This window comes from Dongia soli (assembly GCF_034044715.1).
Taxonomy (GTDB): Bacteria; Pseudomonadota; Alphaproteobacteria; order Dongiales; family Dongiaceae; genus Dongia_B; species Dongia_B soli.
The window spans coordinates 136,888-157,881 of the sequence record NZ_JAXCLW010000002.1 but is presented as its reverse complement, the minus strand read 5'-3'; the positions used below and the strand labels follow the sequence as shown (position 1 = coordinate 157,881).

17 protein-coding genes and 1 pseudogene are annotated in these 20,994 nt (G+C 59.8%); 14 read left to right on the top strand and 4 right to left on the bottom strand.

Going from position 1 to position 20,994, the window contains the following annotated elements:
- Positions 1-3 precede the first annotated feature (3 nt).
- From SMD27_RS07305 to SMD27_RS07245, 13 genes are all read left to right on the top strand, one after another.
- On the top strand, positions 4-1,776 hold the full coding sequence (locus tag SMD27_RS07305; protein ID WP_320507713.1) for a flagellar hook-length control protein FliK: 1,773 nt from the start codon (positions 4-6) through the stop codon (positions 1,774-1,776).
- A gap of 20 nt (positions 1,777-1,796) precedes the next feature.
- Positions 1,797-2,591, top strand: a complete 795-nt coding sequence (locus tag SMD27_RS07300; RefSeq protein ID WP_320507712.1) for a flagellar hook assembly protein FlgD — start codon at positions 1,797-1,799, stop codon at positions 2,589-2,591.
- Between the two features lie 182 nt (positions 2,592-2,773).
- Positions 2,774-3,085, top strand: coding sequence for a CtrA inhibitor SciP (sciP, locus tag SMD27_RS07295; RefSeq protein ID WP_320507711.1), 312 nt, complete (start codon positions 2,774-2,776; stop codon positions 3,083-3,085).
- A gap of 347 nt (positions 3,086-3,432) precedes the next feature.
- The gene (gene fliF / locus SMD27_RS07290; protein WP_320507710.1) at positions 3,433-5,103 is read left to right on the top strand and encodes a flagellar basal-body MS-ring/collar protein FliF; all 1,671 of its coding nucleotides are present in this window, start codon (positions 3,433-3,435) and stop codon (positions 5,101-5,103) included.
- Positions 5,104-5,130: 27 nt separating this feature from the next.
- Complete coding sequence (gene fliG / locus SMD27_RS07285) at positions 5,131-6,147, top strand: flagellar motor switch protein FliG (RefSeq protein ID WP_320507709.1); 1,017 nt, start codon at positions 5,131-5,133, stop codon at positions 6,145-6,147.
- 31 nt (positions 6,148-6,178) lie between these two features.
- On the top strand, positions 6,179-6,883 hold the full coding sequence (locus SMD27_RS07280) for a FliH/SctL family protein (RefSeq protein ID WP_320507708.1): 705 nt from the start codon (positions 6,179-6,181) through the stop codon (positions 6,881-6,883).
- Positions 6,884-6,938: 55 nt separating this feature from the next.
- On the top strand, positions 6,939-7,283 hold the full coding sequence (gene fliN, locus SMD27_RS07275) for a flagellar motor switch protein FliN (RefSeq protein ID WP_320507707.1): 345 nt from the start codon (positions 6,939-6,941) through the stop codon (positions 7,281-7,283).
- A 30-nt stretch (positions 7,284-7,313) separates the two neighbouring features.
- Positions 7,314-8,165: a motility protein A gene (locus SMD27_RS07270; protein WP_320507706.1), complete on the top strand. Its 852-nt coding sequence runs from the start codon at positions 7,314-7,316 to the stop codon at positions 8,163-8,165.
- 64 nt (positions 8,166-8,229) lie between these two features.
- Positions 8,230-9,645, top strand: coding sequence for a sigma-54-dependent transcriptional regulator FlbD (gene flbD / locus SMD27_RS07265; RefSeq protein WP_320507705.1), 1,416 nt, complete (start codon positions 8,230-8,232; stop codon positions 9,643-9,645).
- Positions 9,646-9,697: 52 nt separating this feature from the next.
- The gene (flhA, locus tag SMD27_RS07260) at positions 9,698-11,845 is read left to right on the top strand and encodes a flagellar biosynthesis protein FlhA (protein WP_320507704.1); all 2,148 of its coding nucleotides are present in this window, start codon (positions 9,698-9,700) and stop codon (positions 11,843-11,845) included.
- A 13-nt stretch (positions 11,846-11,858) separates the two neighbouring features.
- Positions 11,859-12,869, top strand: a complete 1,011-nt coding sequence (locus SMD27_RS07255; protein WP_320507703.1) for a flagellar biosynthesis protein FlhF — start codon at positions 11,859-11,861, stop codon at positions 12,867-12,869.
- Complete coding sequence (locus SMD27_RS07250) at positions 12,866-13,696, top strand: MinD/ParA family protein (protein WP_320507702.1); 831 nt, start codon at positions 12,866-12,868, stop codon at positions 13,694-13,696. Before SMD27_RS07255 ends, SMD27_RS07250 begins: the two co-directional genes overlap by 4 nt.
- A gap of 10 nt (positions 13,697-13,706) precedes the next feature.
- Positions 13,707-15,887 (top strand): hypothetical protein, encoded by a 2,181-nt coding sequence (locus SMD27_RS07245; RefSeq protein ID WP_320507701.1) that lies wholly within the window; start codon positions 13,707-13,709, stop codon positions 15,885-15,887.
- A 7-nt stretch (positions 15,888-15,894) separates the two neighbouring features.
- On the opposite strand, the gene SMD27_RS07240 is transcribed toward SMD27_RS07245, so the two are convergent.
- Complete coding sequence (locus SMD27_RS07240; RefSeq protein WP_320507700.1) at positions 15,895-16,320, bottom strand: hypothetical protein; 426 nt, start codon at positions 16,318-16,320, stop codon at positions 15,895-15,897.
- The gene (fliI, locus tag SMD27_RS07235) at positions 16,317-17,708 is read right to left on the bottom strand and encodes a flagellar protein export ATPase FliI (RefSeq protein WP_320507699.1); all 1,392 of its coding nucleotides are present in this window, start codon (positions 17,706-17,708) and stop codon (positions 16,317-16,319) included. Before fliI ends, SMD27_RS07240 begins: the two co-directional genes overlap by 4 nt.
- Positions 17,709-17,974: 266 nt before the next feature.
- Between fliI and ctrA the strand changes: the two genes are divergently transcribed.
- Positions 17,975-18,700 carry a response regulator transcription factor CtrA gene (gene ctrA, locus SMD27_RS07230; RefSeq protein WP_320507698.1) on the top strand — a complete coding sequence of 242 codons (726 nt, stop codon included), beginning with the start codon at positions 17,975-17,977 and terminating at the stop codon, positions 18,698-18,700.
- 320 nt (positions 18,701-19,020) lie between these two features.
- Here the strand turns inward: ctrA and SMD27_RS07225 are convergent.
- Together SMD27_RS07225 and SMD27_RS07220 are read right to left on the bottom strand one after the other, a co-directional pair.
- Positions 19,021-19,824: pseudogene (locus tag SMD27_RS07225) on the bottom strand (CheR family methyltransferase); the annotation flags it as partial.
- On the bottom strand, positions 19,821-20,987 hold the full coding sequence (locus SMD27_RS07220) for a protein-glutamate methylesterase/protein-glutamine glutaminase (protein WP_320507697.1): 1,167 nt from the start codon (positions 20,985-20,987) through the stop codon (positions 19,821-19,823). The pseudogene SMD27_RS07225 and the gene SMD27_RS07220, both read right to left, overlap by 4 nt.
- Between the last annotated feature and the right edge of the window lie 7 nt (positions 20,988-20,994).

The window sequence follows — 20,994 nt, the reverse complement described above, 5'->3', positions numbered from 1 at the left end:
TCCATGACCTCGATGCCGTTCAACCTCATTGGCCTCGCGAAGCCGACCGAAAGTCGGCAGCAGGAAGCGCGCAACAAAATCGCCAGCCAGGGCGGCGATGACTTCGCCGCCCTGCTGCGCCAGAAAGCGGACAATAACCGCTGGCAGTCCCTGGTGCCCGCCGATACGCGGTCCGCTTCATGGCGCCGGAGCAATTACGATGCCGGAATGACGGCATGGCGTAACGATGCCTCGGAGCCGCAGCCGAAGCGGCCCTCAACGCCATCGGATCGTCAAACCGCTGGAACCGATAGGTTGCATGATCGGCGCGACGATCGTCCGGCTACTGCGCAGACGAAACCAACGGACTCCGCTCGAGCGGGTGAGGATAAGGGATCGAAGGATACCGCGAAAACGCGCAAAGACACCGGCAAGGCCGATGACGACGCGACGAGCGATACGGCAACCGCCGCCACGGATGGCAAACAGCAAGCAGCCGATAGCAACAACGTCCATCATCACAGCAAGCAGGACGACGCGTCGGATCACCAAACCGGCCAACAACAGCAGGGTCAGGAGCAGCCGCCAGCCCAGGACGGTCAGGCAGCAGATGGCCAGGCGGCCGGTGGGCAGGTGGCGAATGACCAGGCAGCGAACGGCCAACCGGTTGGGGGCGTCGTGACCGTAGCTGCCCTTCCAGTCAGCAACCTTGCCGTGACGACCGCAGACCCCGCCTCGGCACCAAAAGCCGGTGCGACAGCGAGCCTGGCAGCTTCGTCGGGGCCAGCGGCGGGCGGACCAGGGGCATCGGACCAGGCCGATCAGCAAATTGCTCTGTCCCCTGGCTTTCCGCCGGATCTAGAGATCGATCTTCCGGAGAATGCATTGCCGGCGGACGGCAAAACGAAACCCGGCAGCACCACGACGCCATCGGGCACGATCACGCTTGTCGATGACGGCGCGACCCAAGATCAGCTCGCGATCAATCAAATCCTGGTTCCGGTCGGAAAACCGGCTAATGCCAGCTCGTCGATTACCGATGATAATCCCCTCACCGCTGGACCGCGTAAGGGTCTGGCTGAGAAAGGCAGTCAAAGAGACCCGGCCAAGATCGACACCGTACGCGCACCTCAAGCGGTGGTTCAGTCTACGCAATCCCAGCCACAGCCGAGCGCCGCGCCAATGGGCCAGGATAGCGATCTTGGGGGCCGCGCCGATTTCGGCAATGGCGATTTTGGCGGCTTTGATAACGGCACGGGAAATTATGGCGGGTTCGGCACTTGGCCAATGTCGCCGATGCTGACGGCAAGCCCCTCGAAGCAAGCCGACTTCATCGCCGCCCTGAAACAACAACTCGGCAATATGCCCCTTCAAGAACAGGTCGCGGTCCACATGCAACGCGCTGCCCGGGATGGTGTCGATAAGATCAGCATTCAATTGTCGCCGGAAGAGCTTGGACGGATCCACGTGAAGATGGATATCGACGACGACAAGAAGGTGCGCGCCACGGTGACAGTGGAACGGCCGGCAACCCTGGATCTTTTGCAGCGGGATTCCCGGGCGTTGGAACGAGCCTTGCATGAGGCAGGGTTGAAGACCGACAGCGGCAGCCTGTCCTTCAATCTACAGCGCGGAAATACCGGGGATTTTTCCGGTTCCGGTGATTGGGGACAGGGTGGTCGGCAGTCATCACGTACGTCTGGCCAGGCAGGAGTTGCCGGCCCGGCCGACCGGATAACTGCCGCCAGCGCCCCTGAAATCGATACCGCCAATGGCTTGGTCGATGTCGAGGTCTGAACGAGCGGAAGGGACCGGACATGACCACCATCAACTCAACGCCGAATGTCGCTGACATCCTGGGGAAAAACCAGACTCAGACCAACACGCCGTCTAGCCCTACCGATGACGCCTCGGCTTCGCTTAATAGCCAGTATAACGACTTCTTGTTGCTGCTGACGAAGCAGTTGCAGAATCAGGATCCGCTGTCGCCGCTCGACACCGCGCAGTTTACCCAGCAATTGGTCGGATTTGCCTCCGTCGAACAGATGATTCAGCAAAACAAGAGCCTGAATCAGCTCATTAACCTGCAATCCTCTACCAATACCTATGCGGCCGCGAGCTTCTTGGGAAATACGGTCGCGGTCGATAGCGACCAGATCTCCTTGCAGGACGGTCACGCAAGTTTCCAATACCAGATTGAACAGAGCGCAACTCAGGCGGAGCTGCGCATCACGGATTCCAAGGGCCAGATTGTCTTGGTGCAGCAGGCCAATGAGGGGGTCGGCACCTATCAGGTCGACTGGGAGGGTCAAGGCTTCGCAGGACAGCTACCGGATGGCCAATATCAGGTTTCGGTCGTCTATTCGGATGCCAGCGGCACAATGCACAGCGCCCCCATCACCGCTTTCGGCAAAGTCGATTCAGCCGATATCAAGGGCGGCAATGTCAGCCTGAATGTTGGTTCCGTCAGCTATCCGATCGATAAGATTATCAAGATCGTTCACCAGGATTCCCCGGCCACAACTCCGACGCCGCCGGCCGATGACGATACGCCGGATGCCCCCGACACCTCTAATACGCCCGACGAGCAAGAGCAAAAACCGGCGGCCTGACCGCTCGAGCACCAATCGGGAGCGGGCCTCTCTACCTTCGGCTACAATCCCAAATACATAAAATTTTATGCAATTCTACACCCATGAGCTGCGATGTCCGCCGGCGATTTAGCGAATCTTTAATCCGCTCCCGCTAGGCTTTCACAACATTAAAAACATGTCGAAGGATGAGGGAGCAGCTCATGACGATCGAGCTGGACCACATGTCCAATAACGGCGTTGGCATCGACGGGCACCGTTTGCGTCTGGAAGATTTGCCGCCGCCTGGCACCAAACGTTGGGTTATTCGTCGCAAAGCGGAAGTTGTCGCGGGCGTTCGCGCGGGCTTAATCAGCCTGGAAGAAGCCTGTGCGCGGTATACGTTATCCGTCGAAGAATTCCTTTCCTGGCAGAAGTCGATCGACCGCCACGGTCTGCGCGGTTTGCGCACGACACGGCTTCAGGATTATCGCAGTAGTCCCAGCGAATTCGAGAAAGAACACGATAAAATCTGACCTCAGGACGCCGCTCGATCATTCCCCATCAGCGGCTGATCGGAGGAGTCGCAGCCGCGCTCACGGCACCCAAGCCATACCCTTCCCGCCCCCGCCTTAGTTCGTCTTCCGCCAGCCGGAACAAGCATCCACGCGCCTGCTGATATTCTTAGGAAAGCATCCGGTCGGAATTTTTTGCCGGCTGCTAGGCAATTTTTTCCGCACCTTAAGAGCTTGTTAACGCCTCAGATTTACTCTCTGGCAGTGGCTGACCCGGCTCGGTCGGGACATTTTGTCTATTTGCTTGGGTTTTCGAACCTGAGGGGTCGGCAAGGGGCCAATCGATTATTCCGATCGAGGGTGAAGCGGTGAATCCACTGATACAGACCTTGCGCAATCTCGGCCCGATCAGACTCGCGGCCCTTGGCGCAGTTGCCCTGGGTTTGATTGCTTTCTTTGTCTTCCTGACGGCACGCCTCACCACACCAGGTATGAGCCTCCTCTATAGCGGTCTGGATGCCACCGATTCGGAGCAAATCGTCCAACGCCTTGAAGCACAGCAGATCCCTTACGAACTGCGCGGCAATGGCGACCAGATTTATGTGCCGGAGGACCAGGTTGCCCGGCTCCGCCTGGCGATGGCCGGCGAAGGCATCCCCAGCGGCGGTTCCATCGGTTATGAAATCTTCGACCGCGCGGATGCCCTGGGAACAACGAATTTCGTCCAGCAGATCAATCAGCTGCGCGCCCTTGAAGGCGAGTTGTCGAGAACCATCCGCTCCCTCCGCCAGGTAAAGTCGGCGCGCGTCCATCTGGTCATGCCGAAGCGTGAGCTCTTCTCGCGCGACCGTGCTGAACCCACCGCCTCTGTCGTGCTTGTCCTGCAAGGCAGTCTCGACAAGGAGCAGGTCCAGGCGATCCAGCATTTGGTCGCCTCGGCCGTTCCTGGCATGAAATCCAGCAATGTTTCCGTGATCGATAACCGTGGCAACCTGCTGGCCAAGGGGGCGGAAGCCGGAGACGAATTCGACGCCGCCAATGCCGTGGAAATGCGCCAGGGTTATGAAGCCCGCATGTCGCAGTCGATCGAACAGCTGCTGGGCCAGACGCTGGGTGTTGGCAAAGTGCGTGCCGAAGTTACGGCCGATATCGACTACAACAAAGTCACGACGAATACCGAAAACTACGATCCGGAAGGTCAGGTCGTACGCTCGACCCAAACCGTCGAGGATAAGAGCAATACGCAGGAAAAGTCCGGCGACAGCTCGGTCAGTGTTGCTAATAATGTCCCTAACCCGCCATCGCAGCAGGGTGCCAACAGCAATACCTCCAATTCGCAGAACGCCCGGACAGAAGAGACCGTCAATTACGAAATCTCCAAGCGCGTCCAGACTGAAGTCAAGACCAATGGCACCATCAAGCGGATTTCCGCCGCCGTGCTGGTTGACGGCATTTATACAAAAGGGACGGATGGCCAGGAGACATATCAGCCCCGCAGCAAGGAAGAGCTCGATCAGATTTCGAATCTGGTCAAATCCGCCATCGGTTACGATGAGAAACGTGGCGACGTGGTCGAGGTCGTCAACCTGCCCTTCGCTCAGGAAGAAGGGCCGGTCGGCGATGGCACCGTCTTCCTCGGTCTCGACAAGCAAGACATCATGCGGATCGTCGAACTTGTGGTCTTGGCGGCCGTGGCGGTTCTGGTCCTCTTGCTGGTCGTCCGGCCGCTCCTCAACCGCCTCCTGGCCCTGCCTGGCAGCGAAGCAGCCGAACAGAGCCTGCCCGGCTTGACGCCGGAAGCCGCGGCCGCCCTGCCGCCGGGCGCCGCAGCCGCGCTGGCCCTGACCGGCCCCGACATGATGCAGCAAGCGCTCGCGGATGCGGAGAATATGGCCAATGAGCTTGATCAGATGATCGACATCAATCAGGTCGAAGGTCGCGTCCGGGCTTCATCACTCAAGAAGATTTCCGAACTGGTAGATCAGCATCCTGAACAGGCAGTCAATATCATGCGCCAGTGGATCTATCAGGAAGCCTGATCCCCTAGACGAATAAACGGTAAAAAGATGCGGATCAAAGACGATTATAGAAGCTTGACCGGCTCCCAAAAGGCGGCCCTGCTGCTGATGTCGGTGGGAGAAGAAAATGCTTCCAAGCTGTTCGGCTTGATGCATGACGACGAGATCCGCGAAATCTCGCAAACCATGGCCAACCTCGGCACGGTAAGCGCAACGGTCGTCGAACGCCTCTTCGTCGAATTCGCCGACCAGATTTCGTCCACCGGCTCTTTGACCGGTACCTATGAATCGACGGAACGCCTGCTCCTCAAGGTGCTCGACAAATCAAAAGTCGACAGCATCATGGATGAAATTCGCGGCCCGGCCGGTCGCACGATGTGGGATAAGCTTGGCAACGTCAATGAAGCGGTGCTGGCGAACTATCTGAAGAACGAATACCCCCAGACGGTCGCCGTCGTCTTGTCCAAGGTAAAGGCCGATCACGCTTCGCGTGTGCTGGGCCTGTTGCCGGAAGCCTTTGCCATGGAAGTGATCATGCGCATGCTGCGCATGGAGGCCGTGCAGAAGGATGTTCTGGACGACGTCGAACGCACCCTGCGCAACGAATTCATGAGCAACCTCGCCCGGTCGACGCGGCGCGATGCGCATGAAATGATCGCCGAGATCTTCAATAACCTCGACCGCGCGACCGAAGCGCGCTTCATGACCTCCCTGGAAGAGCGTAACCGCGATTCCGCCGAGAAGGTCAAGGCCCTCATGTTCACCTTCGACGATCTCGGCAAGCTGGATCCGGGCGGCGTTCAGACACTTCTGCGCAGTGTCGAAAAGGACAAGCTGCCTTTGGCATTGAAAGGTGCGTCGGAAGGTGTGCGCGACCTTTTCCTCTCCAATATGTCGGAACGCGCCAGCAAGATGCTGCGCGAAGACATGGCGGCAATGGGACCGGTGCGGCTGCGCGAAGTGGAAGAGGCGCAGATGGCCATGGTCGTCATCGCCAAAGAACTGGCCGCCAAAGGCGAAATCGTCCTTTCCGATAAGAAGGGCGAAGACGAGTTGATTTACTAGAGTCGGACGGATACCGGTACGGAAGATGACCGTGGCGAAGAAATTCTTGTTCGAAAACAGCTTCGATGACCCGCTGCCGCCCGCCAAGGCAAAGGCGGCGCCGGTCATCGCCAAGCCGGAACCCGAGCCCGAACCGGAGCCGGTACCGGCCGCGCCGACCTTCAGCGAGGAGGAACTGGCCGCGGCTACGGCGGAGGCGAGACGTCACGGTGAGCAAGAAGGACATCGACGCGGCCTTGCCGAAGGGCAAAAGCGGCTGGAAGCACAGATCGCAGCAGCCCTTTCGGCGATATCGAATCAATTGGACGCGGCCGTACGGGCAGCGACCGAAGCGCCGGTAGAAACGACGACGGCCGCCGTCGAACTTGCCATGGCGATCATCCGCAAGCTGCATCCGGCGCTGGCGGCGAAGCGTGGCTTGGACGAGATCGAGGCGGTGCTGGCGGGCTGCCTGGAGCAATTGAAGAATGAACCGCGCCTGGTAGCCTATGTTCCGGCAGCGCTACTCGACAGCATGAACGAGCGCGTGGCGCAGGTCGCCGCTTCGCGTGGCTTCGACGGACGCATCGTGCTGATCGGCGACGAAAATCTGGGCGGCAGCGATTGCCGCATCGAATGGGCGGATGGTGGTTTGGAACGCGATTGCAATCGCATCCGCCAGGATATAGAGGCTGCGCTGGAGCGCTGTCTCATGGCCGGCGAGGCATCGTCCTCCTCGGATCAGACACTGGTGTAAGTAATTTAACAGCGTTTGGACGTATCGGCCCAGCTGGCCGGCGAAGGAGAGCGAAATGGCTGAAGACGATAATCTGGAACTCGCCGAATTCGACGGCCCGGCCGACTTGCCGCCGGCCGATACCGGAAATGACGGGTCGCGCACCCCCGCTAATGCCAAGGACCTGGATGCTGTTTACGACATTCCGGTTCAGGTTTCAGCCGTCCTCGGCAAGACCTCGATGCAGGTCAGCCAATTGCTGAAGCTTGGTCGTGGCGCGGTGGTCGAGCTGGACCGCAAGGTTGGCGAAGCGGTCGATATCTACGTCAATAATCGCCTGGTCGCCCGCGGCGAAGTCGTCGTCGTCGAGGATCGCCTGGGCGTGACTATGACGGAAATCATCAAGGCCGACCGCAGCTAAGCGGCATTGTCACCGGACGGAACCAGGCAGATGGCTGATACAACCGGCAACGAACAGCAGAATTTTACCCGCTATAGCGACATGCCGGTGCGGATAGAACCGCAGGGCCTGAGCCTGGAGCGGTCGACGGTGTTCGGGCTAGGCTGTGCCCTGGCGCTGATTGCCGTAGCGATCTATCTCGGTGGCACCGGCATGGCCTTCCTGGATCTTCCGTCGATCCTGATGGTGATCATCGGGACCTTGGCGATTACCGCCATGTCCTATAGCGGAAGCGAACTACGGCTTGCCCTCCCCATCATCGCGCAGATTCTGTGGCGCCAGACGCGTGATCCAAACCAGACCAGCATCCGCCTGTTGCAGCTCGCGGAGCGGACGCGCCGGCGCGGCCTGCTGCAATTGCAGGGCGAGATTTATGGCCTGCGCGGCGATCCCTTCCTGCAGCGCGCTATGTCGATGCTGGTCGATGGGGTGCCCGTCGACGAAGTCGAGCGCAACCTGACATTCGAAGTCCACGCTGCTGCCCAGGACTACCAGCGCGCCGTCAGCATGCTGCGCCGCGCCGCCGAGATCGCACCGGCCATGGGCCTGATCGGCACCTTGATCGGTCTGGTTCAGATGCTCAGCAGCCTGAACAATCCTGAACGCATCGGTCCCGCCATGGCGGTTGCCCTGATCGCGACATTCTATGGCGCGGTTCTGGCCAATGTGGTTTTCCTGCCCTTGGCGAGCAAATTGGAGCGCAATGCCAGTGGCGCCCTGTTATTGCATCAGATCTGTGTCCTGGGCGTGCAATCGATCGGCCGGCAGGAAAATCCGCGACGGCTGGAGATGTTACTGAATACGTTGTTGCCTGCGCACCAGCAGATCAAATACTTCAACTGACAAGACTTTCTGCGGATCGCCGCAGACCGGATGCAAGACACCGGATGTTGACTAGGAGAGTTTCATGCGATTGCTCATCGTCGGATCATTGAACGGGCATATCAGCGCCGCCGGTAAGATCGCTTTGTCGCGCGGCGCCAAAGTGGCCCATGTCGACGACGTCGATCAGGCTATGACCGCCTTGCGCAATGGCCAGGGCGCCGATCTGGTGATGTTCGACGTCGATCTCGATATCGGCCGCATGATCGACAGCCTGAAGCGGGAGCGCATCAATCTGCCGGTCGTTGCCTGTGGCATCGGTACCAGCACCGAAACCGCTGTTCGCGCCATCAAGGCGGGTGCAAAAGAATACGTGCCCCTGCCCCCCGATGCAGAACTAATCGCTGCCGTCCTGGCCGCCGTCGCCGAAGAAAGCTCGGCCTTCATCTTCAATGATCCGAATATGAAGGCGGTGCTCCGCCTGGCGGATCAGGTCGCGCCCTCCGACGCCAGCATCCTGATCACCGGCGAATCCGGCACCGGTAAGGAAGTCATGGCCCGCTATATCCACAGCCATTCGAAGCGTGCCGGCAAGAACTTCATCTCCGTCAATTGTGCCGCTATTCCGGAAAACCTGCTGGAATCCGAACTGTTCGGCCACGAGAAAGGCGCGTTCACCGGCGCCGTTGCCCGCCGCATCGGCAAGTTCGAGGAAGCTAATGGTGGCACGCTGCTGCTGGATGAAATCAGCGAGATGCACCCTCGGCTGCAGGCGAAGCTGCTGCGCGCGATCCAGGAGCGCGTGATCGACCGCGTCGGCGGCTCACAGCCTGTCAGGGTTGATATCCGCCTGGTCGCCACTTCAAACCGCGACATGCAGGACGAGGTCAACAAGGGAACCTTCCGCGAGGACCTTTATTTCCGCCTGAACGTCATGGCGCTGGAGCTGCCGCCCCTGCGCACACGTCCCGGCGACATCGCCGCCTTGGCCGAGCATTTCGTGAAGAAATATGCCGAAGCCAACGGCGTGGTAATCAAATCGATCGCCCCGGAAGTAATGGATATTCTGCGGTCCCACGAATGGCGCGGCAATGTGCGTGAGCTTGAAAACACCATGCATCGCGCTGTCCTGCTGAGCCAAAGCGATATCCTGGAACCTGAGGCTATCTTGCTGACTGGCGGCCGCGGCATCCCGGTTTCTGCCCTGCAGCCCGGTACCCAAGCGGCAGCTCTCGCGGCGCAGGCCGGCAAGAGCGTACCCGCCGGCGTCAGTGCAGCCGGTGCAAGCGCTGCGGGACCAGCCAGCCTGGTCGGCAAGACCGTCGCCGCAGTCGAACGCGATCTCATCATCGATACTTTGCAGCATTGCCTGGGTAACCGCACTCATGCGGCAAACATTCTCGGTATTTCGATTCGAACCTTGCGCAACAAGCTGAAGCAGTACAACGAGGAAGGCTTCGCTGTTCCGCCGGCCGGTGAAGCCGATCACGTGGCGCTATAACTGTCGCAATTTCGGCATATGGTCTTCTTGATTAAGGTCGGCGGATAAGAGCATGGCGGAAACGGCGAATAGCGGTGCTGGTGGCGCTCCGGACGGAGCGGCAGGAGGCATTGGCGGCGCTGATTTCATGGGGCGCCTGCGCGGTGCCGGCAAGCTTTTAAGACGCGGCGAGATCGCCCTTGCCCTCGGTCTGGTTTGCGTCCTGACCGTCCTCATCATCCCGATGCCGGCATGGATGCTCGATATCGCTTTGGCGCTGTCGATGACCTTGTCGGTGCTGATCCTGATGGTGGTGCTGTTCATCGAGAAGCCACTCGATCTCAGCACGTTCCCGACGATCCTGCTGATCGTCACCATGCTGCGCCTATCCCTCAACCTAGCCTCTACCCGCCTGATCCTGACGCATGGGCATGAGGGCACGGCGGCGGCCGGTCATGTGATTGAGGCCTTCGGCGGCTTCATCATGGGCGGCAACTATGTCATCGGCATTATCGTCTTCGCCATCCTGGTCCTGGTGAATTTCGTCGTCATCACCAAGGGTTCCGGCCGTATCGCCGAAGTCTCCGCCCGCTTCAGCTTGGACGCCATGCCGGGCAAGCAGATGGCGGTCGACGCCGATCTGTCTGCGGGCTTGATCGATGAAGCCGAAGCGCGGCTACGCCGTAAGACCTTGGAAGACGAAAGCAACTTCTTCGGCTCCATGGACGGTGCCGCTAAGTTCGTGCGCGGCGACGCCATCGCCGGCCTGATCATTACCTTCATCAACGTGATCGGCGGCATGATCATTGGCGTGGCCCAGCAGGGCCTGAGCATGTCCGATGCGGCTAAATCCTATACCCTGCTGACGGTCGGCGACGGTCTGGTCTCGCAGATCCCCGCTTTGATCGTTTCCGTCGGCGCCGGTATGCTGGTGACCAAGGCAGGCATCTCCGGTTCGACTGACAAGGCGCTGTTCAAACAGCTCTCCGGTTATCCAGCCGCGCTGGGGATGGCCGCATTCCTCATGACGGTCATGGCCTTGCTGCCCGGCATCCCGAAAATCCCGTTTCTGTTCCTAGCCCTGCTGACCGGTGGCATTGCCTATATGGTCACCAGGCAGCATAAACAGGCCGTCGTGGCGGCTGCTACGCAGAAGAGCGAGCAGGCCGCCGCCGCGCCGGTCATGGAAGAGCCGATCACCACGGCCCTGCAAATCGATTCCATCCGCGTCGAGCTGGGCTATGGCCTGCTTGGTTTGATCAATACCGATCACGGTCACCGCCTGACCGATCAGATCAAAGGCCTGCGCCGGCAATTGGCAATGGAAATGGGCTATATCCTGCCGGCCGTCCGTATCCAGGACAATCTGCAGATCAACGCCAACTCCTATATCGTCCGGATCAAGGAGATCGAGGCTGGACGCGGCGACCTTCGCCCTAATATGGTGCTGGTGATGGATCCTCGTGGCGACCGCATCAATATGCCCGGCGAAGAAACAACTGAACCAACCTTTGGACTGCCAGCCATGTGGGTCGATGCCGGTGCGCGGGAGGAAGCTTTGTTCCGCGGCTATACCGTGGTCGATCCCTCGACGGTGATCACCACGCATCTGACCGAGATCATCAAGGACAACATGGCCGAGCTTCTGTCCCATGCCGAGACGCAGAAGCTGCTGGATGAGTTGCCGAAGGAAAATCAGAAGCTGATCGCCGACTTGGTCCCATCGCAAATTTCCGTCGGCGGTATCCAGCGGGTGCTGCAAAGCCTGCTGTCGGAGCGGGTTTCGGTACGCGATTTACCAAGTATTCTCGAAGGCATTTCCGAAGCCTGCGGCTACTCCCGCAATATCACTTCGATTACCGAACATGTCCGCGCCCGGCTCGCCCGCCAGATCAGCGATAATGCGACCGATCCCAGCGGTATCATCCCGCTCATCAGCCTTTCACCCGAATGGGAACAGGCCTTTGCCAATGCCTTGCATGGCGAAAGCGAGGACAAGCAGTTGGTCATGGCCCCGACCCAGTTGCAGCAATTCATCCAGACGGTGCGTCAAACCTTTGAGCGCTTCACCTTGATGGGCGAAAATCCGGTCCTGCTGACCAGCCCCGGTGTCCGACCCTATGTGAGATCGATCGTCGAGCGCTTCCGCCCCCTCACCACCGTCATGTCGCAAAACGAGATCCATGCGAAAGCAAAGATCCGTACATTGGGCCAAATCTGAGGTGAGCTGAGCGATGCGTCTACGCAGTTTCTCCGCCCCGTCTGCCGCCGAGGCCCTTCGCCTCGCCAAGGAAGAACTAGGTCCAGATGTCGTCATCCTGGCGACCGAGCAGGTTGGCAAGGCTGTAAAGCTGATCGTCGGCGTGGATCATCAAGCCATTCTCGGCCAGTTCCAGGCTGAAACCCCGGCGGCATCGGTCGATCCGATGGATGCAATCGCCCAGGCGCTGGACTTCCATCGCGTACCGCCGCCTTTGGCCGAGCGCTTGCTCGCCAGCGCGGAGGACTTCCTCCTGAGCGATCCGGCCCAGGCCTTGGGCGGCGCCCTGCGGACACGCTTCGCCCAGATGCCTCTGACCGAACGGCCCCCGGCTCGGCCCGTCATGCTAGTCGGCCTACCGGGCGCCGGGAAAACCTCGACCCTGGCAAAATTGGCCGCTTGCGCTCGGTCGCGGGACTGGCCGGTCACCGCCATCACCTGCGATTTGCTCAAGGCCGGTGCCGTAGAACAGCTCGCGACCTATAGTAAAGCTTTGCAAATCCAAGCCTTTCGCGCCCGGACCGCAGTCGCCCTGCAGCGGGCCGTGGAACAAGCGAGAACCCAACAGGAAATTGCCCAGACAAAAGGCATGGTCCTGATCGATACGGTCGGCAGCAATCCGCTGATTTCCAACGATCTCGAACAGTTGCGGCAGCTCGCGACTGCGATCGATGCCGAGGTGGTGGTGGTTCATGCCGCCGGCAGCGATATCTCCGAAGCCGCCGAACTGGCCGCCTTGTACGCCGGGATTGGCGCCAGCCGACTAATCCCGACACGCTTGGATACAGCACGGCGTTATGGTGGTATCCTTGCGGCGGCCGATGCTGGCAAACTGGCCTTAGCCGAAATGGGGGTGGCGCCCGGTATTGGCGATGGGCTGCAAATAGTGGGGCCGGAAGGATTGGCACGTTTGCTGCTTCCAGAATACAAGGGTGATGCTGGCGAACCGGCTGCCCGCATAACCGATCTGACGGTGACAGGATGAGTAACGGGCCGCAACCGACCGCTTTACGTCCGCTGGCAAGCAGCCAGGCGGGATCGCATCCGGCTGGAGAAACGGAAATTATCCACAATGCCATTGCAGTAGCTTCGGGCAAGGGCGGAGTGGGCAAAACTTGGCTGTCGATCACGCTGACGCATGCGCTGGCCAATCTTGGGCGCAAGGTGGTGCTACTGGACGGCGATCTTGGCCTTGCCAACATCGATATCCAGCTTGGCATCACGCCGCATGTGGATCTCGGCCAGGTTCTGGAGCAGCAATGGCCCTTGGAACGCGCCATTACCTCCTATCCTGATGGCGGTTTCGATATCGTCGCCGGCCGGTCCGGCTCGCAAACCCTGGCCAATATGCCCACCCACCGGCTGTTGAATCTGAGTTCGGGTATCTCCTCCCTCGGCAGGACTTATGATCACGTCGTCATCGATCTTGGTGCCGGTATCGATCGACCGGTCCGCTATCTGGCCACGCAATCCGGCCGCAGCATCATCGTCACCACGGATGAACCCACTGCGCTGACCGACGCTTATGCCTTCATCAAGCTGATGCGTCAGCAAGGCGCGCATTCCAGAATCGGTGTCGTGGTCAATATGGCCGCCAGCCGCGAGGACGGTATGCGGACCTATGAGACGCTGGCCAAGGCTTGCGAGAGCTTCCTGCAAGCGCGGCCGGAATTGCTCGCGGTCATTCAGCGGGACAGCAAGGTGAAGGATTCGATCCGTGCCCAAATGCCGCTGCTGATCCGGCATCCTGGCAGCCATGCTGGCAACGACGTAGAAATCCTGGCCCGGCGGCTGGCCAACGCCTCTTCGTAATCGGGTCGCCGTGAGTGATTTCAACATCACCGCGCCCCGATTACCGAGCACGGTCAGCGCTACCACTTCCACCGCCATTACGGCGACCGTTCCTGACCCGCCGCGAAATTTCGCCAATCTGGATAACGGCACGATATTGCGCGGCACGGTCCAAGGCCGCGACAAGGATGGCCTTCTAGCCATCAAGACCGATCAAGGGCTGCTATCCGTCGCCACCAACGCGAATTTGCAGCCGGGCAGCCAGGTGACCTTGGAGGTTCGCGCGGTCGGCGATCGGTTGCAGGTCGTGGTGCTTGCCGCCGATGCATCAGGGCAACCGCCCGTATCGCCGGCATCCGTGCCGCAGTCGCCTCAGCCACCGTCCCCCGCCCAAGGCGATCCGCCTCCCCGGTCTCAGCCGGGACAGGGCGCGCAGCAGCCAGCTCTGTCGCAGCTTAGCGGCGCGGATGGCAATGTTCCTGTTGCAACGAGCGCTGGAAGCGGCGCTGCCCCTGCCACAGTCGAAGCCAACCCTCCCCGGCCGATTGTGGTGGTTGCCGGCTCGACCCTGACGGCCGTTGTGGTTCAGGCTCTGCCGAAAGACCTGCTCAGCCTGATCGATACGGAAGAGAGCCTCCCTGACAGCATGAGCAGGCCAGTCGTCACGCTGCCCGCGCCGTCAACAAGCTGGCCTTCGAATTCGACCACGATCTCATCACCGGTGCTGACGACACTGCCCGGTCCGTCGCTGATTCCGGAAATCCGTGACAAGCTTGAAGCCTTGTTCTTCGGGGATGGCGCTTTGGAACTAGAAACCGGTATGACGCCGCGACCAGGAACTCCATCCGGACCGAACACGACCACAACTATCGTCACAACGGGCAGCGTTACGGCATCGTTGACCACAGGTGCGCCAATGACTTCATCGCTCACACCGAGCTCACTGTCGATACTGAACAGCAGTGGCCTTCAGCCGCAGACCGTGCGGCCGGTACAAGCCGGAACACCCACGGGACAAGTCGCAACTGCACAATCCGGTGCGGGCATGGTCAATACCGGACTTATGAATTCCGGTCTGCTGAGTGCGGCTGCTGGGACGTCCCCCGCCCGCGGAACGCCAACGCAAGCAGCGATCAACCTGCTGACGGGAACGCTGAGCCAGGCGGCGGGCCAGGCGACCGGCAGTCAGGTAGTCGAGCAATCGCCGGGCACCGCCCTCGCCTTCGACACTTCCTTGGCCTCCGGCACCGAGGTCAAGCTCCAAGTGCTCGGCATTCAAAATCATCCAGGCGAGACACTGGACTTGCCGGCAATGGGAGCGAGTGGAAAATCTGCCATCCTCGGCCAGATCGTCGGCCACACGCCAAGCGGCCGTCCCGTTATCCATACCCCGGTGGGCGATCTGGTCCTGCATCAGAAAATGACCTTGCCGACCGGTGCGAAAATTTTGATGGCGCTGGAAATGGTCGACAGCTCGCCTGCTTTGGCGATGGCCCAGCCGGCGATGACGCCGCAACTGACCGCTTTCAATCTGGCCCGCGGCTGGCCATCGCTGGCTGAACTCCTGATGCTGCTGCAGCCAGCCGGCGAGGATGAAGGCGGCATCGGCAAAGCTTTGCCGGACATCGCCGCCTCACTGAATCTCGCACAGCCGGGGCCGCGTCTCGGGGCGGATCTCGCCACCGCCATGGATGCCTTCCGGGCCGGCAATTTCGAGAAAATGTTCGGATCGCTCGGCGAGACATTGAAGGCCGTCGGTAACCGGACCGATGCCTTGCGCAAGTTGCGGGACGAATTCCAGCAGGCCTCGCTCCTGGCCCAAGGCAGTAATGCGCAGGATTGGCGGTGCTTCTTCCTGCCGCTTTGGGATGATGGACAGTTGCAGCAGATCAACCTGTTCTATCGCCGGCCGCGCCGCGGGAAGAACGACGAGGACAAGGAAGATAACGGCACGCGCTTCGTCGTAGAGGTGAATTTTACCCGCCTCGGCTCTTGCCAATTAGACGGCCTCATCGGCAAAGGACGCTTCGATCTCATGGTACGCAGCCATCGTGATCTGCCGGAAACGGCACGGCGGGAAATCAGCGGTCTCTTTGCACAGGCGCGGGAGATCGGCAATTATGCCGGAGAACTCAGCTTCCAAACCGCGTCCCGCTTCCCTGTCTCTCCCCTGGAAGATGTCGCCCAGGTCCCACCTGGTGTCGTGGCGTGAGATCGGCTTAGCTTTCCTGCGACTTGCGGCGGCGGTGCAAATCGATGCCGAGTTCGTCGCTGACGATCTGCTCGCGCCGGCGCTCCTGCATCTGCTGACGCTGCTTGCGATTTTGGATCGCCTGTTCGGTCTTTTTCAGTTCACCAAAGGCTTCGGCGATCTCGTCCTGTAACCGCTGCAATTCCACCTGCAGATTGGCGATGGAGGTTTCGATGCGCTCTCGCCGTTGCTGCATCATTTTGCGATAAGCCGGTAAGCCGCGCTGCAAATCTATGGATTCCTGCGCGGTTGCAATTTCGCGTGCGACTTCCTGGTCCAGTTGAATGATATCATTCTTCAGCTTGTCGATCAGCGTCTCGAGATCGAGCGCCTGGCGGCGCTTTTCATCGAGTGTCCATTTCTGCAATCGGAGAAGCTGGTCGAGACCACTCATGCAGTAGTCTCGTTCGGATCAATTTCAGGCGGCATCTCGCCTGCCTCGCTGGCATAAGGCATGCCAAGGATTTCGGCGAGTTGGTGATAGCCGGTTTCCAAATCGGTCCGCTCGCCTCGCTGCTGCGAGAGGAAGGCTTCGATCGATGGATAAAGTCTGATCGCCTCGTCCACCGCAGGATCGGTGCCACGACGATAGGCGCCCAGCCGGATCAGCTCGGCCATGTCTTCATAAACTGACATATGCAGGCGCGCCTGCCGTATCAGGGCATTCTGCGGCGGCGTATTGCAGCCCGGCATGGTTCGTGACAGCGACCGGAGAATATTGACCGCCGGGTAGCGGCCGCGTTCGCCAATGGACCGTTCCAGAACGATATGACCGTCGAGAATACCGCGTACCGCGTCGGCGACCGGTTCGTTGTGATCATCGCCTTCCACCAGCACGGTAAACAGACCGGTGATTGAACCCGATCCGTGAATACCGGGTCCTGCCCGTTCGAGCAGGCGCGGCAGCTCGGCGAAGGTCGATGGCGTATAGCCTTTACTGGCCGGCGGCTCGCCCGCGCTGAGACCAATCTCGCGCATCGCCATGGCGAACCGCGTCACGCTATCCATCATGCAGAGAACGTCATGGCCCTGATCGCGGAAGAACTCGGCCAAGGTCAGCGTCATCTGCGCTGCCTGGCGCCGCATCAGAGGCGATTCATCGGAGGTCGCCACGACCACGATGCTGCGAGCCAGCCCCTCCTCGCCCAATTCATCGACCACGAATTCCTGCACCTCGCGACCGCGCTCGCCGATCAGGCCGATGACATTTACCTCAAGCGAAGCGTAGCGCGCCATCATCGACAGCAGAACGGATTTGCCGACGCCGGAAGCCGCAAAGATACCCATGCGCTGCCCCTTGCAGCAGGAGGCGAAGGTATTGAGCGAGCGGACGCCGAGATCGATCTTCCCCTCGACCCGGGCGCGTGCATGAGCCGGCGGCGGATTGGCGCGGATGCGGCAAGCAATAGAGCCGCTGGGCAATGGCCCCTTGCCGTCGATCGGTTCGCCAAAGGCATTCACGACGCGGCCCAGCCAGTCATTGGTTGGCCTCACCACCGGATCGGTGTCGACGATGAGCGCTTTGCTGCCCAGCCCCACGCCTTCCAGCGAGCCATAGGCCATGGCCAAGGCGCGGCCATTGCGGAAGCCGACGATTTCGCAGCCAACGCGGCGATTGGCGCGGTCAACCAGCGCGCAGCGCGCGCCGATGGTCAGGCTGTTCTCGATGCCGGCAATTTCCACCAGCATGCCCAAAACAGCGGCAACGCGGCCATAAATTTGATGTTCGGGGATCCTGTCAATTTCCCGTAGGATTGGATCGAGAAATGCAGCTTGCACCATTTCTCCCAAGGATGCTTGTCGTTGCGCAGTATAGGTTACAAGCTAGCGGATGCATGTTAACTCGCGGTTAACACTGAAATTTTCTTAACAGCGCTGCAACCGCCGGTATGCGAAGGGGGCAGAAAACGTATAAATTCCTGGTTTCAACAATAACCAGGATGACAACTATCAGGAGAGGATGGTCTCGGCTTTACAGAACAGCGGTTTAATGGTTAACATTAGACCGACTGTCCATGGCGACAGTTGTGAGGGGCTGGGGTGACGTTATGCGGGTCTTACTCGTTGAAGATGATTCGAACACCGCCCAGAGTATCGAGCTGATTCTCAAATCAGAAGGATACATCGTCGATTCGACTGATCTGGGCGAAGATGGTCTCGAAATCGGGAAACTCTACGATTACGACATCATCATTCTCGATTTGATGTTACCGGACATCGATGGCTATGAGGTCCTGCGGCGGCTGCGCTCTGCGCGGGTGAACACGCCGATTTTGATCCTGTCTGGGCTCAGCGAGCTGGACAGCAAGATCAAAGGTCTCGGCTTCGGCGCCGACGACTATCTGACCAAGCCATTCGATCGTCGCGAATTGCTGGCACGTATCCAAGCGATTGTCCGCCGCTCGAAGGGGCATTCAGATTCGGTGATCCAGACCGGCAAGTTGATGGTCAATCTCGATACGCGGACAGTTGAGGTAGAAAATCAGCCGTTGCATTTGACCGGCAAGGAATACGGTATCCTGGAACTGTTGTCCCTGCGCAAGGGTACGACCCTGACCAAGGAAATGTTCCTCAACCACCTGTATGGTGGAATGGATGAACCGGAATTGAAGATTATCGACGTCTTCGTCTGCAAATTGCGCAAGAAGCTCACACAGGCGACCGGTGGCGAAAACTATATCGAGACGGTCTGGGGACGCGGCTATGTGCTGCGCGATCCCGATGAAGGCCGGATCGGTCCAGTCAAGAAGACGGCGGACGGCTCAGCCGGCTGATATTGGCGGCTGATAAACCAGCCGAGCCATTTATCTCATTCCAGGTACCCTAGTCGGGCTCACCGCCGGACTAGGGTATTTCCTTGAGTATATAGATACTAAAGCTTGCGAGCCGTCGTGAAGCCCGGCAGAGGCGGTTTCGGCGCGGTTGTCGAACCGAGCTGCGTTTTCGTTGAGCCGAGCGGTGGCGTCGTGCCGAGCGGTGCTTTCGCCGGCGCCGTCACCCCCGCCATGCCGGCATTGCCTACACCGAGCACCGATCCACCGGCCGGCATAGGTGGCCGTAACGCTGCGGAGTCTGGTTTGGTCTCGCTGCCGGCAATGCAATAGATGCCGCGCTGCCCTGGTACGAGCTGGAAACGTTCGGTCAGACCGAGAACGGTCTCTGCACCACCTAAAATCAGATAGCCATCCGCTGGCATCTGCTTGGCAATTCCGTTCAATACTTTGGTCTTCGTCGGCTGATCGAAATAGATCAGCACGTTGCGGCAGAAGACCACATCGAAGCGGCCGAGGCCCGCCGGATCGTTGAGCAGATTGAATTCGCGATACTGAACCGCATTGCGGATTTTCTGGCTGATCTGCCAGCGATCGCCGATCTGCTGGAAGTATTTCACCAGCAGGGTGATCGGCAGGCCGCGCTGTACCTCGAATTGCGAATACATCCCTTCCCTGGCCCGGGAAAGAATTTCAGTCGACAGGTCGGTGCCGATGATTTCGATCTTCCAGCCGTCCAGTTGATGACCCGCCTCGGACAGGATCATCGCCAAGGAATAGGCTTCCTGGCCGCTTGAGCAGGCCGCGCTCCAGATACGAATCGTCTTGCTCGCCGCCCGGTTCTTCAACAGAGCCGGCAGGATCAACTGCTTGAACTGATCGAAGGGTTTGGTGTCGCGGAAGAAGAAGGATTCATTGGTGGTCATGGCTTCCACGACATCCCGGATCATATTTTCGTCCGGACGCAATCGGATCGACTTCACCAATTCGTCGAAGCTGGCCAATTTCCACTTGCGAGCAACCGGCAACAGCCGGCTTTCCAGCAAATATGCCTTGTCGCTCGTCAGGACCAAGCCTGAGCGCTCGCGAAGGATCTGGCAGATGAACTCGAAATCCGTCACGGTCATATGCCCGTCCCCGAGATGAACTTCCGGATGCAGGGGGCGATATCCGAAAGCGGCAGAACGGCACTGCAGAGGCCCGCGGTTGCAACGGCACCTGGCATCCCCCAAACGACGCTGGTCCCCTCATCCTGGGCAATCACCGTGCCGCCGGCATCAGTCAATTCCCGAGCCCCCTTGAGGCCATCCTGCCCCATTCCCGTCAGCATCACGAAAAGCACTTTGCCGCCATAAACCTTGGCGATCGATCGCAGCATGGGGTCCACGGCCGGACGGCAGAAATTCTCAGGGGGGTTCTTGTTGATGCGCAGAATCTTGCGATTGCTCTCGACGGCGACCGTCATATGGAAATCGCCAGGCGCGACATAGATCCGGCCGCTAGTCACCGGCTCGCCGTCCTTGGCTTCCGCAGCCGGCATGCGGCTGGCGCCCGCCAAATGTTCCGCCAGGATGGTGGTAAAGGTCGCCGGCATATGTTGTGTCACGAAAACCGGCAGGTTCGGCACGCCGCCCAACATCTGGAAGACCTTAAACAGGGCCTGGGGCCCGCCCGTCGAGCTGCCGATCACCAGGCATTCCGGTTTCCCGATTCCGGCCGGACGCAGTTTGATCTCGGCTTGGGTGTAAAGCTTGCGCGGTGATGCTGCCGATGCCGCGCCATTTGCGGACGGCGCGGTTGCCCCTGCAGCCGATCCTGCCGGACCACGGCGACGGCGCGACACAGCGCCCCAGCTCTTCACCTTGGAAATCAGCTCGCTCTTGAAATCTTCAGCCCCGTGAATTTCGCTGGTGGAGGTCGGCTTCGGCACGTAGTCCGCCGCCCCCATCGACAGGGCTTTCATGCTGATCGACGCCCCTTTGAGGGTCAGCGTCGAAGCCATGATGATCTGGACATAGGGCTTGGCGGCGATCAATTGCGGCAATGCCGTCATGCCATCCATGATCGGCATCTCGATATCGAGGACGATGACATCGATATCCGTCTTCGCAAGCGTGTCCAGCGCAACTTTGCCGTTGCCGGCACTTGCCACGACCTTGATACCGGCATCAGCTTCCAGCGCACGGGTCAACAAGCCGCGGATGACCATGGAATCGTCGACGACCATGACCTTCACGGGGCCACCCGCAGGTGTCGCCGGCGTTCTCATTGCAGTTTGACCGAGTGCCATCAATCCG

What these genes read in the sequence shown, in the direction of transcription:
- SMD27_RS07255 (WP_320507703.1), top strand. Translation starts at nt 11,859, where the DNA reads ATGCGTCTACGCAGTTTCTCCGCCCCGTCTGCCGCCGAGGCCCTTCGC.
- SMD27_RS07250 (WP_320507702.1), top strand. Translation starts at nt 12,866, where the DNA reads ATGAGTAACGGGCCGCAACCGACCGCTTTACGTCCGCTGGCAAGCAGC.
- SMD27_RS07305 (WP_320507713.1), top strand. Translation starts at nt 4, where the DNA reads ATGACCTCGATGCCGTTCAACCTCATTGGCCTCGCGAAGCCGACCGAA.
- flbD (WP_320507705.1), top strand. Translation starts at nt 8,230, where the DNA reads ATGCGATTGCTCATCGTCGGATCATTGAACGGGCATATCAGCGCCGCC.
- ctrA (WP_320507698.1), top strand. Translation starts at nt 17,975, where the DNA reads ATGCGGGTCTTACTCGTTGAAGATGATTCGAACACCGCCCAGAGTATC.
- SMD27_RS07300 (WP_320507712.1), top strand. Translation starts at nt 1,797, where the DNA reads ATGACCACCATCAACTCAACGCCGAATGTCGCTGACATCCTGGGGAAA.
- SMD27_RS07220 (WP_320507697.1), bottom strand. Translation starts at nt 20,987, where the DNA reads ATGGCACTCGGTCAAACTGCAATGAGAACGCCGGCGACACCTGCGGGT.
- SMD27_RS07270 (WP_320507706.1), top strand. Translation starts at nt 7,314, where the DNA reads ATGGCTGATACAACCGGCAACGAACAGCAGAATTTTACCCGCTATAGC.
- fliG (WP_320507709.1), top strand. Translation starts at nt 5,131, where the DNA reads ATGCGGATCAAAGACGATTATAGAAGCTTGACCGGCTCCCAAAAGGCG.
- SMD27_RS07240 (WP_320507700.1), bottom strand. Translation starts at nt 16,320, where the DNA reads ATGAGTGGTCTCGACCAGCTTCTCCGATTGCAGAAATGGACACTCGAT.
- fliI (WP_320507699.1), bottom strand. Translation starts at nt 17,708, where the DNA reads ATGGTGCAAGCTGCATTTCTCGATCCAATCCTACGGGAAATTGACAGG.
- flhA (WP_320507704.1), top strand. Translation starts at nt 9,698, where the DNA reads ATGGCGGAAACGGCGAATAGCGGTGCTGGTGGCGCTCCGGACGGAGCG.
- fliN (WP_320507707.1), top strand. Translation starts at nt 6,939, where the DNA reads ATGGCTGAAGACGATAATCTGGAACTCGCCGAATTCGACGGCCCGGCC.
- sciP (WP_320507711.1), top strand. Translation starts at nt 2,774, where the DNA reads ATGACGATCGAGCTGGACCACATGTCCAATAACGGCGTTGGCATCGAC.